Annotated in this window: 13 protein-coding genes; 8 read left to right on the forward strand and 5 right to left on the reverse strand. The window is 58.7% G+C overall.

Features of this window, described 5'->3' with window-relative positions; genetic code table 11:
- Window positions 1-14: 14 nt before the first annotated feature.
- Window positions 15-653 carry a superoxide dismutase family protein gene (locus DELCS14_RS14330; RefSeq protein ID WP_013802272.1) on the reverse strand — a complete coding sequence of 213 codons (639 nt, stop codon included), beginning with the start codon at window positions 651-653 and terminating at the stop codon, window positions 15-17.
- 134 nt (window positions 654-787) lie between these two features.
- A complete protein-coding gene (locus DELCS14_RS14335; protein WP_013802273.1) occupies window positions 788-1414 on the reverse strand; it encodes a gamma-glutamylcyclotransferase in 627 nt (208 codons plus the stop codon).
- A gap of 239 nt (window positions 1415-1653) precedes the next feature.
- Here DELCS14_RS14335 and DELCS14_RS14340 point away from each other — a divergent pair, with 239 nt between their 5' ends.
- Window positions 1654-2178 (forward strand): OmpA family protein, encoded by a 525-nt coding sequence (locus DELCS14_RS14340; RefSeq protein WP_013802274.1) that lies wholly within the window; start codon window positions 1654-1656, stop codon window positions 2176-2178.
- A gap of 87 nt (window positions 2179-2265) precedes the next feature.
- On the opposite strand, the gene gloA is transcribed toward DELCS14_RS14340, so the two are convergent.
- A complete protein-coding gene (gloA, locus tag DELCS14_RS14345) occupies window positions 2266-2715 on the reverse strand; it encodes a lactoylglutathione lyase (RefSeq protein WP_043796127.1) in 450 nt (149 codons plus the stop codon).
- A 333-nt stretch (window positions 2716-3048) separates the two neighbouring features.
- Here gloA and DELCS14_RS14350 point away from each other — a divergent pair, with 333 nt between their 5' ends.
- The 3 genes from DELCS14_RS14350 to DELCS14_RS14360 all read left to right on the forward strand — a co-directional run bounded on the left by DELCS14_RS14350 (window position 3049) and on the right by DELCS14_RS14360 (window position 7527).
- Window positions 3049-3705, forward strand: a complete 657-nt coding sequence (locus DELCS14_RS14350; protein ID WP_013802276.1) for a response regulator transcription factor — start codon at window positions 3049-3051, stop codon at window positions 3703-3705.
- A 114-nt stretch (window positions 3706-3819) separates the two neighbouring features.
- On the forward strand, window positions 3820-6768 hold the full coding sequence (locus DELCS14_RS14355) for an ATP-binding protein (protein WP_228676889.1): 2949 nt from the start codon (window positions 3820-3822) through the stop codon (window positions 6766-6768).
- 63 nt (window positions 6769-6831) lie between these two features.
- Window positions 6832-7527, forward strand: coding sequence for a response regulator (locus DELCS14_RS14360; protein ID WP_013802278.1), 696 nt, complete (start codon window positions 6832-6834; stop codon window positions 7525-7527).
- An 11-nt stretch (window positions 7528-7538) separates the two neighbouring features.
- On the opposite strand, the gene DELCS14_RS14365 is transcribed toward DELCS14_RS14360, so the two are convergent.
- Together DELCS14_RS14365 and DELCS14_RS14370 are read right to left on the reverse strand one after the other, a co-directional pair.
- On the reverse strand, window positions 7539-8327 hold the full coding sequence (locus DELCS14_RS14365) for an Hpt domain-containing protein (protein ID WP_228676890.1): 789 nt from the start codon (window positions 8325-8327) through the stop codon (window positions 7539-7541).
- Window positions 8328-8586: 259 nt separating this feature from the next.
- Window positions 8587-8862, reverse strand: coding sequence for an H-NS histone family protein (locus DELCS14_RS14370; RefSeq protein WP_013802280.1), 276 nt, complete (start codon window positions 8860-8862; stop codon window positions 8587-8589).
- 504 nt (window positions 8863-9366) lie between these two features.
- Between DELCS14_RS14370 and DELCS14_RS14375 the strand changes: the two genes are divergently transcribed.
- The 4 genes from DELCS14_RS14375 to DELCS14_RS14390 all read left to right on the forward strand — a co-directional run bounded on the left by DELCS14_RS14375 (window position 9367) and on the right by DELCS14_RS14390 (window position 14516).
- Window positions 9367-9654 carry a hypothetical protein gene (locus DELCS14_RS14375; protein WP_013802281.1) on the forward strand — a complete coding sequence of 96 codons (288 nt, stop codon included), beginning with the start codon at window positions 9367-9369 and terminating at the stop codon, window positions 9652-9654.
- A gap of 628 nt (window positions 9655-10282) precedes the next feature.
- Window positions 10283-10870: a (2Fe-2S)-binding protein gene (locus DELCS14_RS14380; RefSeq protein ID WP_013802282.1), complete on the forward strand. Its 588-nt coding sequence runs from the start codon at window positions 10283-10285 to the stop codon at window positions 10868-10870.
- Window positions 10867-13167 (forward strand): molybdopterin cofactor-binding domain-containing protein, encoded by a 2301-nt coding sequence (locus DELCS14_RS14385; protein ID WP_013802283.1) that lies wholly within the window; start codon window positions 10867-10869, stop codon window positions 13165-13167. The genes DELCS14_RS14380 and DELCS14_RS14385 overlap by 4 nt, the downstream gene beginning before the upstream one ends.
- 17 nt (window positions 13168-13184) lie before the next feature.
- Window positions 13185-14516, forward strand: a complete 1332-nt coding sequence (locus DELCS14_RS14390) for a cytochrome c (RefSeq protein WP_013802284.1) — start codon at window positions 13185-13187, stop codon at window positions 14514-14516.
- Window positions 14517-14543 lie beyond the last annotated feature (27 nt).

Here is a 14543-nt window from a genome sequence, read left to right on the forward strand (position 1 = left end):
CCCGGCCGAGCACATCATCCGCGCGTGATCACCGCACAGGCCAGGCGCGCTCCCGAGTTGCCGGTGGGTTGCGTGGTGTAGTCGTCCGGGTCCTTGTGCACGATCAGGCCACGACCCACCACGCTGTTGGGGCCCTGGTCCAATGCCAGGCCGCGCGACACAAAGTCGATGCTTGCCATGCCTTGCGCATCGGATCGCAGGCTGGGCAGGTCGCCCGTGTGATGGGTCGAAGAATCGAAGCGGCCATGGGCCTGGCCGGTCGGGTTGAAGTGGCCGCCCGCGCTCAGGCCGTCAGGGCTGGAGCAATCGCCTTTTTCATGCACGTGAAAGCCGTGCTCGCTGTTCGGCGCCAGCCCCTGGACGGAGCCTTGCACGCGCACGCTGCCATCGGCCTGTGCCGTGAACTGCAGGCTGCCGCTGACCTTGCTGCCTTGCGTGGGCTGCAGCTGGGCCATGGCCACATTGCGGGAGGCGGGCGCTGTCGTGACGGCTGCCGGGGTCGAGGCGGAGGCTGCGGCAGGAGGCTTGGGCTGGCTGCCACAGGCGCCCAGGGCCAGCACCATGCCGGCAGCCATCAACAGCTTCACGGCGGTGGACGGGGTGGAGGGCTGCGAAGTGGCGGCGTGGCTGGATTGGGAAGCGTTCAAAGGCATGGCGGCAATCTCCTGGTTGGAATGGGAACTGAAAAGTCACGGAGGCGCATGGCGCGCAGCCGCCATCATGCAGCGTGCGATACGGCGGCCATGTCGGAGAGCGCAGCGTTCTGTGGCCGTGCGCGGCGATGGCGTCAAACGGAGCCTTGCCGCGCGCCTGCGTCGGGCTGGCCTGCGTAGCTGAGCAGGCGCTGGAGCGCGCGGTCACGGATGCCCAGGCGCTTGAGCTCATCGAAGGTTGCGCGCGCATAGTCATGCGTGCTGCCGTAGATGCCCTTGGCCTCGCTGAAAATGCGGCGATAGTCCTCGGGCGCCAGCTCGCCCGTGTGATTGGGGCTTTGCCGGGACAGCGTGAACGCCAGCGCCTGCACCGTGCCCTGGCCGGTGCGGCAGGGCAGCCAGCGGGGGTCATAGACGGCATTGGCCATCTCGCGCTGCCACAGCTTTCTCATGACGTCATGGCCGTGGTGCCGGGGAATGCGGAACACCATGCCCTGGCAGCTGCCGCCGGACAGCATGCCAAAGACCAAGCCAGGGTTCTGGGGGGTGCCGCGGTTGATGGTGCTCCACATCTTCAGCGCCCGGTGCCAGCCAAAGACACGCGCCGTGCGGCGTTCGCAGAAATCGAAATCCGGCCGCCAGATCAGCGAGCCGTAGCCAAAGATCCAGAGGTCATCGCTCCCGCCCCATCGGTGCAGCGCTTCGTCCAGCATGGGCTGTGACTCTCGGCGGGCGAATGAAAATTCTGGCAGGGCGGACATGGGCGCGACAGCATGAAAGAACAATGACGTTTTAACGCCTGGACGCCCAAACGGTGCACAAGCGCGTGCTTTGCCCTTGCAGGGCTGGTCTTCTGTCTCCGCCGCACCACAGTTTTTGCCGGCCGTCACTGCGGGGTTTGGGCGTGGCACGGGGCCCTCGACGGTGGCCCTCTACAATCCACCGGTTTTTCGCAGTCTTTCTGGTTTTCATCCAACAGCTCATTCACGGAGAGTGCTTCATGTCCTTCAGTCATTCCGACGACGACAGCCAACAACGTTTTGCCCTGGGTTTCCTGTTCGCGCTGATTGCGCTCGTCGTCTCCACGGTCGTTGGCGTCGTCGTCTACCAGCGCGGCATTGCGCATGGCCCGGCGAAGATGGCAGGCGGCGCTTCCCCTGTGGCAGCAATGGTGCCCGTGGTCTTGGAGGAAGATGTGGCCCGCGTCGTTGTCGAAAACGGCGTGGTCAAGTTCTACTTCGCATCGGCCAAGGCCGAGCTGGCCGTGGGCGCCAATGAAGCGCTGGCCGACGTGGTCGCCGGTGTGAAGGGCGGCAAGCGCGCCGTGATCTCGGGCTACCACGACGCCACGGGCAGCGCAGAACTCAACGCCGAACTGGCCAAGAAGCGCGCCCTGGCAGTCCAGGCTGCCCTGTCCGCTCTGGGCGTGGCTGAGGAAAAGGTCGAACTCAAGAAGCCCGAGCAGCTGCAGGCTGACGGCAGCAACGCCGAAGCCCGCCGCGTGGAAGTGATCCTGGTGGACTGAGCCTCAGTCTTGCCGCTGTAAACGGCCAAAAAGAAAAGGCCCGGAGCGTCAATCGCTCCGGGCCTTTTCTTTTGACGGCTGCGTGGATCAGGAATTGCGCAGCGGGTCGAACTTCGCGTCACCGTCAGGCTGGGTCCCGGCATGGGCTCGCGAATTCTCTTGTATGAGTTCGATCTTGTAGCCGTCCGGATCCGTCACAAAGGCAATCACCGTGGTGCCGCCCTTGACGGGGCCTGCCTCGCGCGTCACGTTGCCGCCGGACGCCTTGATCTTCTCGCAGGCGGCATACGCGTCCGGCACGCCAATGGCGATGTGGCCATAGGCCGAGCCCATGTCATAGGCCTCGGTGCCCCAGTTGTAGGTCAGCTCGATCTCGGCTTGGGCCGGGTTGCCGCCCTCGAAGCCCAGGAAGGCCAGGGAGTATTTGTACTCCGGGTTCTCGGAGGTTCGCAGCAGCTGCATGCCAAGAACCTGTGTGTAGAAATCGATGGAGCGCTGGAAGTTGCCAACGCGCAGCATGGTGTGGAGGATTCGCATCCCTCGATTGTGCCGGGATTCCGCCATCTCTTCAGCCGCCCGCCAAGCGCCGCAGTGATCTCATCGCGCACAGGTCTGGCGCCTTCCCGCAGATCGGGCGCTTCAGGTCCCGGCGGCATCTGGCCCGAATCCATTCAACCATTGGTTCAACTGTCTGTTGAATTCTAGGAGTGGGACCTAGGACTGGTACCCGATTTTTCGGCAATAAATCTTGCAAATCAGACAAATCTTAGATTTTTGGATTGAAAAATCAGACAAATCCAATTAAATCCTAGTAGCCGGCTGCCTAGAATAGGAATGTTCTTCGTGCGAATTATTTTAATTTTTTGAGTCATGAAAAATTTCGTCTTGCGGATACTAATTGCCGATGACCATCCGGCAGTTCTGGCAGGCATAGAAAGTGTTTTGGAGGACAAGCATGAAATAGAGATTGTAGGTCGAGCGAAAAACTCCACGGAAATCATAAGCTTTCTGAAGAAAAACGAATGTGATGTTCTGGTAACTGATTACTCCATGCCCGGTGGAACCTACGGTGATGGTCTGGTGATGCTGAATGTCATTCGGAAAAGATTTCCAAGTGTCAAGATCGTCATGCTGACAATGATCGAGAATATTGGAATCATCAAATCTCTTACCAACCAAGGAATCTACAGAATTGTCCATAAAACGGATTCTTTGGGAAGTCTGCTGCCCGCCATCTACGCTGCATACACGGATGGTCAATTCATATCTCCCAGTGCAAGCAAGCTGCTGGGAGGAGAGTGGCTGGGCGCGGTGCGTACATCGATAGAACTCTCAAAGCGGGAGGAAGAGGTTCTGCTTCTTTTCATCTCTGGCATGACGGTGTCCGAGATAGCAAAAAAGCTCTATCGCAGTATCAAGACGGTCAGCACGCACAAGGTGGCTGTCATGAACAAGCTGGGTATACGCAAGGACATTGATCTCATTCGCTATGGAATTGAGATGGGCTGGATTGACGTAAGAAAATAGGTGCAGAAATGCATCGTCATTGCCGCAGACGATCCGACCAAGCTCCATGCCATCCGCAGCTTTCTTGCAAAGATTTCTTTTATTACATGAGGAGATCCACAGCCTGATCGATGGTTGTATCTTGATGCCCAGATGGAAATATATAAAAAAGAGGCTGGAGAAAAGGAAGAGCTCCACCTTCTGACCAAATACAACAAGACACTGCTTTTTGGCGGTGGCCTGGTTTTCTCTCTTCTTGTCATTGTTTTGGCAATGCTTGCGGCCCTGTTCGAGCTCAATGACTTCATGGAGGAAAGAAGAGCCGTATTCCAGAGCAAGAGAACCCGGGTTCTGGTAGAAATAGAAACAAAGCAAGTCATTATGATGCGAGGAATCATTGCATCAGAGTTGCTTTGGGGGCAGACGCACACATCTCATCCCGGTGTCTTTACCGGGGCAGATGCTGTGATGGCAGGGGTGAGTCCTGTAGTATTGCTTGAGAATAAGATCAACAAGAATGTACACAAGCACTACAGAGATATGTTGGGAGAGCTGGCATATTTGGCAAATTCCAGCTTTCTTCAAAATGGAAGAGCAATATCTGCCTATGTCTTCAGTCCGGACAGATCGTTCATAGGCGTCCTTGTGCCGCAGGTGCCAAACGAGCATGAGCGAAAAGACATGCTCTTGAAACTCAGGGAACAGATTTCGACTTTGCCTGAAGATAACGGCACCATCATTCCGTCCGTCCAGCTGCGTCATCCCATATGGCTGCCTCCGAGTAAAAGCATTCTGACCGGGGAGATGTCATTTCAGATTGTTGTCTCGGCTTTCCAAGATGGAAAGCCATTTCTCACGGTGGTGAGCGACATGCCGACTCAATATATTGAGAGCCTTATGCAGCAAGGTGAAGGCAGGAACTCCTTGTTTATTATTGATTCTCAAGGCAACGTTGCGCTGGGTGGGGGGGAGATCGGCGATGCAATAGGGGATTTTTTTGATATCGAGGCGTCGAAATTTCATGGAGGTCTGATAAGTAGATATATTTTGAGCAAGTATGGTGCCGTCTATAGAAATGGACATTTTTATTACTATTCGAGGATATCAAATACGAACATGATACTTCTCCAGGTGTTTTCCTGGAAAGATGCTGTGTATTTAAATGGGAAGTCTCTTGTATATTTGCTGTTTTCATTGATATTCATCATTTTTTTCTGGTGTTTTCTGATATATTTTTATGATAGGGTTTTTATTCCAATATATGGGAAAGCCAAGAATGTGTTCGACACGGAACATCTGAGCCGCACCATCATTGCCATGGCGCCTTATGGACTTGGTCTTCTTGATTTCAAGGAAAAGAAGATGCTGTTGGAAAACAGCATGATGTACAAGTACAAAGAAAGCATGGTGTTGGATGATAAGTCTGCTGGTGAGCGGTTGATTGAATATTTTCTCAGATTCTACGGTGAGAAATATCTGAGTGGAAAAAAGACTGAATATTTGCCGGTAGTCAGCGAAGTCGTGGTCTCTTACAACGGAACGGTTGCAGAGCTTTCAGTGATCATGGTGAAGGCCAAATATCAGGGGAGGCATGTCCTGCTGTGTGGATTTGCCGATATCACTGCACACAAGCAGGTGCAAAGAAATCTGGAAGATGCCAAAAAGGCGGCAGAAGAGGCAAACCAGGAAAAATCTTCTTTTCTTGCTGCCATGAGCCACGAGATACGCACGCCACTGAATGCAATATTGGGCAATCTGGAAATACTGGGAAGAAGCTCCATGTCAGAAGAGCAGCAAACCAGGCTCACCACCATATCATCTTCATCCCATTCTCTTTTGACGCTGCTGAATGATGTTCTCGACTTCTCGAAGATCGAGTCTGGTCAGATGAGTGTGGAATTGGCCAGCTTTGATCTCAAGTCTGTGATCCGGCAGGTTGCTTCCATTTACAAACCGCTGGCTTCGGAACTAGGTATAGGATTTTCCTTGATCATTGATCATTCGCTGAGGGATGGATATATAGGAGATGGCGAGAGAATAAAGCAAATCCTCAACAATCTTCTCAGCAACTCCTTGAAATTCACCAAGGCTGGCAAGATTGACGTGTTTGCATCAGACAGGGCCGGTGAGCTCAAGATCAAAGTGTCAGATACCGGGATAGGCATTCATCCCTCACAGCACCCATTCATCTTTGATGCATTCAAGCAGGCAGGCTCGGATATAGCGGCGGAATTTGGTGGTACAGGGCTGGGCTTGACGCTGTGTCAGCGTATGGCACATCTCATGGGCGGGGAAATCCGGTTCTTCAGCGTGCCGGGAAAGGGCAGCATTTTCGAATTGACCTTGCCCGCATGCCACGTCCAGCCTGTTCCTGCTTCCTTGGGTTGGGACGATGGCGATGTCATGCTTGCAGACGATGAAAGCGCAGGTTATTGCGCAAGGATTCTCATCGTCGATGATCACCCGGTCAACAGGCTGCTGCTTCTGGATCAGCTGAAAATCCTCGGCTTCCAGGCGGAATCTGCAGAAGGCGGGGAATCCGCATTGCGAATGATGTCGCGGAATATGTATGACCTGGTTCTTACGGACCTGCAAATGCCTGGAATGAGCGGTTATGCACTTGCTCAGCGCATCAAGCAGAATTATCCGGGAATTCCTGTGGGAGCAATAACGGCACATGCAGGCAAGCAGGAAAAATTCAAATGTGCAAAATTTGGCATCGCAGATATTCTTGTCAAGCCGGCCTCCTTGAAAAACCTCAAGGAATTCATTGGAAAAAATATAGGAAAGTCTGGCAAGGGTGTCGTTGAAGCTGCGGAAGTTCCGGGCAGCAGATTGCCTTATCGTGATGTATTGATTTCAGCAACCGAAAGCTCATTGGCTGCGTTGAGAAAGCATTTGCTGCAAGGTGATCTGATGGCTGTGCACCGTGAAATTCATGCCATGAAAGGGTCATTTGCGGTGGCTGGGCTGAAGGATAGAGTGGAAGATATGGACCGATTGTCATCTCTTGTCAATATGCGGCACCTCCATGCAGTGGATGAGGCCCTCACTGACCTGCTGGAGAACTTGAGAGATATCTGATGAGCCATGGTGCAATGATGCTGCACTGAACGATTGTGTTTATTCCGTTGATGGTGCCAAATCATGTTTTCCAATATGAATCATAGAAAAGATTTGAATATATCCGTACTGCTGGCCGATGATCATCCTGGAATCATCTCAGGCATCCGGCATGAGCTGTCTTCCGAGCTGGAAATCCTGTTGAAAGCCAGTGTGTCAAATTCAACCGAACTGGTGAAAAAGTTGGATGAGGGTGGCTTTGACGTGCTTGTGTCGGATTACTCCATGCCTACGGGTCAATACGGAGATGGCTTGAATCTTTTTGGCTATATATCCAGAAGATTTCCGAACCTGGGTTTGGTGGTTCTGACCATGTTGGACAATTCGGCCATTCTCCAGGCGCTGGGCAAGGTGTCGAACATCAGCATTGTGAGCAAGGCGGACCCTGTGCTGCATCTGGTTCCGGCCATCCATGCCGCCTATACAGGAGGGACCTACTTCTCTCCCGCCATTTCCGAGCGACTGGAAAAAATGAATACGGGTGTCATGGGAGGCGAAGGAAAATCACCGGGGGTGCTCAGTCCCAAGGAATCGGAGGTGGTAAGGCTTTATGCGGCCGGTTTGCGTATCGACGAGATCGCGGCCAAGCTGAACAGAAGCAAGAAAACCATCAGCACCCAGAAAGTCAAGGCCATGCACAAGCTTGGAATTGAACGAGACATTGATCTGATGAAGTATGCCCTTGAGTGCGGATGGGTGACCTCATCGAGATCTCAATGACGGCCGGTTCTTTATCTGCCGTTCAAGGTCCGGATTTCCTCCAGGAGCTGGTCAAGCTGCAGTTCCAGCGCCAGCAGCGAATGCGCATGGTGCATCAGCCCATCATGGTTGATGCCATTTTCCAGGCCGGCGCAGCGTATTGACAGCTCAGTCAGGTCAAAAAATCGCAGTGAACCGGAAAGATTGTGCAGCTCTCTTTGCACATCCTTGCGATTCTTGCTGGATTTGATGATCGCCAGCGACGAACGTGCAGACTCCAGAAATGCCGTTCTGATGGGGGCCGGGATTTGTTGAAAATGGGCGACGTCATCGGTCGACGAAATGCGGCCGCTGCTGGCAGGCCGGGGCTGAACGGCCAGTTGCAGTGCATCAAAGAGGCCCTGCAGCGAACGCCAGGAGACTTCGATGATGCGGGCGTTGATCACCTTGGGTTGCAGGGGGTGATCGGCCTCGCATTCGATGATGCTGGCAGCTCCTGCCACCAGGCGGTTTTCATCCTTGGGATTCCAGGACGTTTTCGATCCGCAAAGCACAACAACCTGGAACTTCTGGAGGCGATCCTGGCGAATGGCCGTGGGATGGTGGCAGGCGGTGGTCGCCAGGCCCCAACTTTTGAGGTGCGGGAGCAGATGAGCGTGCAGTTCATCGGATGACGCGATGAACAAAACCTGCTCGCCTGAAAATGACAAAGCGGAGGAGGGGGGCTCTTCTGTGGTGGTTATCGATTCGGCGGCAGTCGAGAACTTTTCAGAACGGTATGGTGTGGGTGCGCTGTCCAAGGTGGATGTCTGTTTTTTCATGGGTGGCCGAGCATCTGGAGCCGGCATCTGCAGCCAGTCACTCGCTGGAGGCTTCAGATCCGGCTGGAAGATTGGACCACGGCATCCATCCATGGTGCACGTTTAAGGACATGTCCATAGAGCATTCTTGTTTCACCTGCGTGGCGTCTGGCCTTGGAAGCCCAAGCCCGGGAATTCAGGTGTGGCAGCAAGTGCCGCCAGAATGAAAACAGCCTGCAGAGAACTGCAGGCTGTTTTCATGGAGGCGTTTATCCAGGCTTCAGATGGCGAACTGGGCGCGATCCTTGTCCTTGATCCAGGCAGGGGGCTTGCCACGGCCGGTCCAGGTGTCACCGGTTTCGGGATTGCGGAACTTGGGGGCCACGGTGGAGGGAGCGCGGCGTGCCGTGAAGATGTCGTCGGCAGTCAGGCCGTAATCCTGAACCAGACCGCGAATCTTGGCGATCACATCACTGACTTCTTGCTTGCGTGCTGTCTGGATCTGGGCCTCGAGTGCCTCGCGCTGTGCCAGAAGTTCTTTGTATGTGGTGTTCACGGTAGTTTGCCTTTCATGGATTGAAGCGCGAATATTAACGGTTTTTTAAGAACAAGTTTGCATGCTTTCGATCATTTTCTCCTATGACTGCCATTGGCCGTCCTGACCGTGTTCAAAATGACCGGTCAACGCCAGGTAAAGGCCATGTAAAGAGCCGGTAGTTATGGGGTGCTGTATGTTCCGGAGCCCTTCAAAATCCTGTATGCCCTCGCTTTCAGGTTTGAAGCGCGGTGGTTCACAGGAGTGAGTGACCGGCTGCGAAGGAGTTTGGGCTTATTGAAGGGATGTGAAAGGCGATGCCGTGATCAAACTGCACCGCACATTGGAAATTCTTGAAACCCAGTCTGTACGCTGTTTGCCAACGGTTTTTTGCGTGGGGTTGTGGGGAGGGCGGCGAGCGGACTGCAAGCGAAAGATGAGGGTGCTGGTGGTCCCGTGACATCCTTCGCAAAAGACACGCGTTCTTGCCTACAAAACTGTTTATTCATACAGTATGATGAGGCCATGAGCATCGATCAGATCGCCTTCGCACTCCCCGCAGTCCTTGCCGTCTGGCTGTCGCAGTCCCGTTCCGTTGCCCTGCGGCGGTGGGCCTGCCTTCTCGGCCTGGGATGCATGCCTTACTGGATATATGTGGCCCTGTTGACCGGGCAGTGGGGCATGTTGGCCTTGGCAGGTGCCTTTGCGCTGGGCTGGCTCAAGGGGCTTTGGGTGCACTGGCTGGCACCTCGTCGGCGTGAGGCCGTGGGCTCGGGCCTGGGCACCATCCAGATCACGCCGGGCACCCGTTGACGGCTGGGCCGCTGGTCCGCGCCTTGTGTTCATCGATGCTGCAGGCGGGCGCGTGTTTTACGGGCGCTGTGCATGGCGTGCTCGGGAATTTCAAGCGTTCTCACTGGAATTTGATGCAGATAAAAGCCGAGTGTTTTGCTTGGTTGGTGTGATGGCCGTGCCGATGCGCCGGCTGCCAGGGTGGCCTGCTGTCTTTATGCTCAGCCGTGCATGGCTGCAAGACTGGACCGGGGCTGTGATGCAAGGATTTCTGCCCTTTGTGCACTGTGGTGGTGCACATCTTTCGGGCCTTGGTGCAGGTTTCCGGATCGGCTGGTAGCGCTGTGTTTTTTCGGATATTTCCGATCTGTATGGTGAGTTATGTGAGCAAAAAGCCACGGAGTTTGCGGGTCTGTGCAGGTCCTTGGATGGACGCCGGCTGGCAGTGATGGGCAAGTCCGAGGCATAGAATCGTTTGCATACAACAGGCAGTCATCTATCAGAGTTGCCTCTAAAAACCACGTGAAAACAGCCCACCCCGTTGGCGGTGGGCTTTCTTTTTCGGGCTTGGCCGCGGCGAGCCCGTCGCCTGATTTTTCAGTGCGCACCTATGGTTTGCACCTGTTGTCAACCACAAGGTTTGCACACGATGAAATTCACTCTCAACCAACAAGAGGTCGAGATCCAGGGCGTGAGCCCTGAGACGCCGCTGCTTTATGTGCTGCGCAACGACATGCAGCTCAACGGTCCCAAGTTCGGCTGCGGCCTGGGCGAATGCGGCGCATGCGCCGTGCTGATCGACGGCAAGGTGGCCCGCTCCTGCTCCGTTCCCGTGAGCGTGGTCCAGGGCATGAAGGTCACGACGCTGGAAGGCCTGTCCCAGGATGCGACCCAGGCCGAGCACGCCCGCGTGGCGCGTGACTGGGAAGCAGCCCATCCGGCCGCCGTGCCGGGGATGCCTGCCGGCAAGCCCGCAGCCGATGCACAGGGCAAGGCCGTCTACCGACTGCACCCTGTGCAGCAGGCTTTCATTGACGAGCAGGCTGCCCAGTGCGGCTACTGCACCAACGGCATGGTCATGGCCCTGGTGGCCTTGTTCGACCACAAGCCCACGGCCACCGACGAGGAAGTCACCCAGGCCCTGTCCGGCCACCTGTGCCGCTGCGGCACGCATGTGGAAATCATGCGTGCGGCTGCTCGCGCCCGCGTGCTGATCGCCCAGGGAGGTGCAGCATGAGTGCATCCAACCCCCTTCAACTGACGCGTCGCAACCTGCTCAAGCTGGGCGGCATGGTCATGGTCAGCTCGGTGGCGGCCGCTGGCCTGGTGGCTGAAAGCACGGGTACGGCGCCCGCCGTGGCCGGCGCCTTCCCCATTCCCCCCATCGACCGGGTGAGCAGCTTCATCGCCATTGGCGCGGACGGCAGCGTCACGGCCTACCACGGCCACGTGGACCTGGGCACGGGCATCCGTACCTCGCTGGCGCAGCTGGTGGCCGATGAGCTCGATGTGGAGTTCGAACGCATCACCATGGTGCTGGGCCACACGGGCCGCACGCCCAACCAGGGCCCGACCATTGCCAGCAACACCATCCAGGTGGATGCCATCCCGATGCGCAAGGCCGCCGCGCAGGTGCGCCAGCTGCTGCTGGGCCTGGCTGCCGAGAAGCTGCAGCAGCCCGTGTCCGCACTGACCACGTCCAAGGGCGCGGTGGTGGCCAAGGGCGGCCGGCGCATCGGCTACGGCGAACTGGCCCAGGGCCAGGACCTGAACATTGCGCTGGACAAGGAAGTGCCGCTGCGCACCGGCGGTTTCAACTACATCGGCAAGTCCGTGCAGCGCGTGGACATTCCGGCCAAGGTGCTGGGCGCGCTGGCCTATGTGCACGATGTGCGCGTGCCCGGCATGCTGCACGGCCGCGTGGTGCGCCCGCCCTATGGCGGTGCCGATGCGTCGGCGCCGCTGGGCAGCAGCCTGATTTCGGTGAACGAGCAGTCCGTGGCGCATCTGCCCGGCATCGTCAAGGTGGTGGTGCAGGGCGATTTCGTGGGCATCGTGGCCGAGCGCGAAGAGCAGGCCATTGCCGCCATGCGCCAGCTGGACGTGAAGTGGAAGGACTGGGCCGGCGTGCCCGACCTGTCGCTGAACGCCATGCACGACACCCTGGTCAAGCACGAGAAGACCGACCGCATGCTGCGCGAGGACGCGGGCATTGACGAGGCCTTCTCGGGCGCCAAGAAGGTGATCGAGGCCGACTACGTCTGGCCCTACCACCTGCATGCCTCCATCGGCCCGTCCTGCGCCGTGGCCGAGGTGTCCGCCAGCCAGATCCAGGTCTGGACCGGATCGCAGAACCCGCACGACGTGCGCAAGGACATCGCCACGCTGACCGGCATGGCGGCCGACCAGATCAATGTGACGCGCCTGGAAGCCTCGGGCTGCTATGGCCGCAATTGCGCGGACGACGTGGCATCCGACGCCGTGCTGCTGTCGCAGGCCGTGGGCCGCCCGGTGCGCGTGCAACTGATGCGCGAGCAGGAAGCCGCCTGGGAGCCCAAGGGCACGGGCCAATTGATCCGCGTGCGCGGCGGCCTGGATGAGAACCATGCCGTGCTGGGCTATGAGCTCAAGACCTGCTACCCGTCCAACGACGCGGCAGCGCTGGCCCTGATCCTGACGGGCAAGGTGCCCAACAAGCCCAAGGTGCTGCAGATGGGCGACCGTACGGCCATCCCGCAGTACGAGTACCCCAAGATGCGCGTGGTCTCGCAGGATGCGGCGCCCATCGTGCGCGCTTCGTGGATGCGTGGCGTCTCGGCCCTGCCCAACGTCTTTGCCCATGAGTGCTGGATCGACGAATGCGCCTACCTGGCCGGTGAAGACCCGCTGGCCTACCGCCTGCGCTACCTGAAGGACCCGCGCGCCGTGGCGCTGACGCACGCTGCGCACAAGCAGGCCGGCTGGCAGGATGGCCCGGCCCACCGCAACCCCGCGCCGGCCGACCAGCGTCTGGTCAAGGGCCGCGGCTTTGCCTATGCCCGCTACTACCACAGCAAGTTCCCTGGCTACGGCGCGGCCTGGGCCACCTGGATCTGCGACGTGACCGTGGACCGCGAGACCGGCGTGATCAAGGTGGACAAGGTCTTCGTGGCCCATGACTGCGGCGAGATGGTCAACCCGGCCGGCGTGCGCCACCAGGTGCACGGCAACATCATCCAGTCCACCAGCCGCGTGCTCAAGGAGTACGTGACCTTCGACAGCAAGGGCGTGACCTCGCTGGACTGGGGCGGCTACCCCATCCTGCGCTTTGACGAGCTGCCCGAGATCGACGTGCAACTGGTCGAGCGCCCGGGCGAAGACCCCATGGGCGCGGGCGAATCGGCCTCCGTGCCCAGCGCCGCCGCTGTCTCCAACGCCGTGTTCGACGCCACCGGCGTGCGCCTGCGCGAAGTGCCGTTCACCCCGGCACGCGTGCTGGCCGCACTCAAGGCACAGGCTGCCGATGCAGCCCCGGCCGACAAGGCACAGAACTGAGAGCGGAGGACTGGAACATGCACACACTCAAGAAAATCACCCTCGGCGTGGTTGGCCTGGCCGCCGTGGCCGGCGCCGCCTTCTGGCTGGCCACGGGCCGCAGCGAGATCGCTCCTCTGCAGCAGATCCCGGTGCAGGAATTCAGCCAGCAGCAGATCGACCAGGGGCGCCGCTTGGCGCACATGGGCGACTGCGCTGTCTGCCACACGGCACCGGGCGGCCAGCGCAACGCAGGCGGCCTGGCCATGCCCAGCCCCTTCGGCACCATCTACTCGACCAACATCACGCCCGATGCCGAAACCGGCATCGGCCGCTGGTCGTACGAGGCCTTCGAGCGCGCCATGCGCCATGGCGTGGACCGCGAGGGCAACTACCTGTACCCCGCCTTCCCGTACACGGCATTCACCCGCGTGACCGATGAGGACATGAAGGCGCTGTACGCCTTCCTGATGACCGAGCCGGCTGTCTCCAACGAGGCGCCCAAGACCGCGCTGAACTTCCCGTTCAACGTGCGCCGTGGGCTGGCCCTGTGGAATGCGCTGTACCTGGAGCCGGGCGAGCAGCCCGCGCCCGCCAACCAGTCGGGCGAGTGGATTCGCGGCGCCTACCTGGTCGAAGGCCTGGGCCACTGCGCGGCCTGCCACTCGCCGCGCAACCAGTTCGGCGCCGAGAAAAAGGGTGCCGACCACCTGGCCGGCGCCTTCATCGACGGCTGGGATGCGCCCGCGCTCAACGACAAGGCCGTGGCTCCGCTGCCCTGGACGCGCGAGGACCTGGTCCGCTACATGCAGACCGGCTTCTCGGAGCGCCACGGCGTGGCCGCCGGCCCCATGGCGCCCGTGATCGAAGGCCTGTCCCACCAGTCGGCCGAGGACATCAACGCCATGGCCACCTACCTGATGTCGTACCGCAAGCCCGTGGCAGACGCCGCTGGCGCAGGGGACGCCCAGGCCCTGGTGAAGGAAAAGACCGAGGTTGCCAAGCTGCCGGTCGACGCCCAGGGCTACCGTCTGTACCAGGGCGCCTGCATGGCCTGCCACCGTGCCGATCCCAGCGGCGTGCTGGCCGGCAGCAGCTTCGGCGTGCGCCCCCAGCTGTCGCTGAACACCAACCTGTACAGCGACTCGCCGACCAACGCCATCCACGTGGTGCTCAACGGCATCACGCAACCGGCGCGCCCGCAGCTGGGCACCATGCCCGCCTTCCGCCACAACCTCAGCGACGATCAGATCGCCACGCTGCTCAACACCATGCGCAGCCAGTACGGCCTGCAGCCCTGGGCCGGCCTGAGCGACAAGGTCAAGGCCCTGCGCGAGGAAACACGCCCCGGCAAGGTGGCGGCGCACTGAGCCTGCGCTGCGTCATCTGCGCAGCCT

The sequence above is a fragment of the Delftia sp. Cs1-4 genome (assembly GCF_000214395.1).
Taxonomy (GTDB): Bacteria; Pseudomonadota; Gammaproteobacteria; order Burkholderiales; family Burkholderiaceae_C; genus Comamonas; species Comamonas acidovorans.

Coding starts and splice junctions, on each gene's coding strand:
- DELCS14_RS14330 (WP_013802272.1), bottom strand. CDS start 653: ATGCCTTTGAACGCTTCCCAATCCAGCCACGCCGCCACTTCGCAGCCC.
- DELCS14_RS14365 (WP_228676890.1), bottom strand. CDS start 8,327: ATGAAAAAACAGACATCCACCTTGGACAGCGCACCCACACCATACCGT.
- DELCS14_RS14390 (WP_013802284.1), top strand. CDS start 13,185: ATGCACACACTCAAGAAAATCACCCTCGGCGTGGTTGGCCTGGCCGCC.
- DELCS14_RS14340 (WP_013802274.1), top strand. CDS start 1,654: ATGTCCTTCAGTCATTCCGACGACGACAGCCAACAACGTTTTGCCCTG.
- DELCS14_RS14335 (WP_013802273.1), bottom strand. CDS start 1,414: ATGTCCGCCCTGCCAGAATTTTCATTCGCCCGCCGAGAGTCACAGCCC.
- DELCS14_RS14375 (WP_013802281.1), top strand. CDS start 9,367: ATGAGCATCGATCAGATCGCCTTCGCACTCCCCGCAGTCCTTGCCGTC.
- DELCS14_RS14385 (WP_013802283.1), top strand. CDS start 10,867: ATGAGTGCATCCAACCCCCTTCAACTGACGCGTCGCAACCTGCTCAAG.
- DELCS14_RS14350 (WP_013802276.1), top strand. CDS start 3,049: ATGAAAAATTTCGTCTTGCGGATACTAATTGCCGATGACCATCCGGCA.
- gloA (WP_043796127.1), bottom strand. CDS start 2,715: ATGCGAATCCTCCACACCATGCTGCGCGTTGGCAACTTCCAGCGCTCC.
- DELCS14_RS14380 (WP_013802282.1), top strand. CDS start 10,283: ATGAAATTCACTCTCAACCAACAAGAGGTCGAGATCCAGGGCGTGAGC.
- DELCS14_RS14360 (WP_013802278.1), top strand. CDS start 6,832: ATGTTTTCCAATATGAATCATAGAAAAGATTTGAATATATCCGTACTG.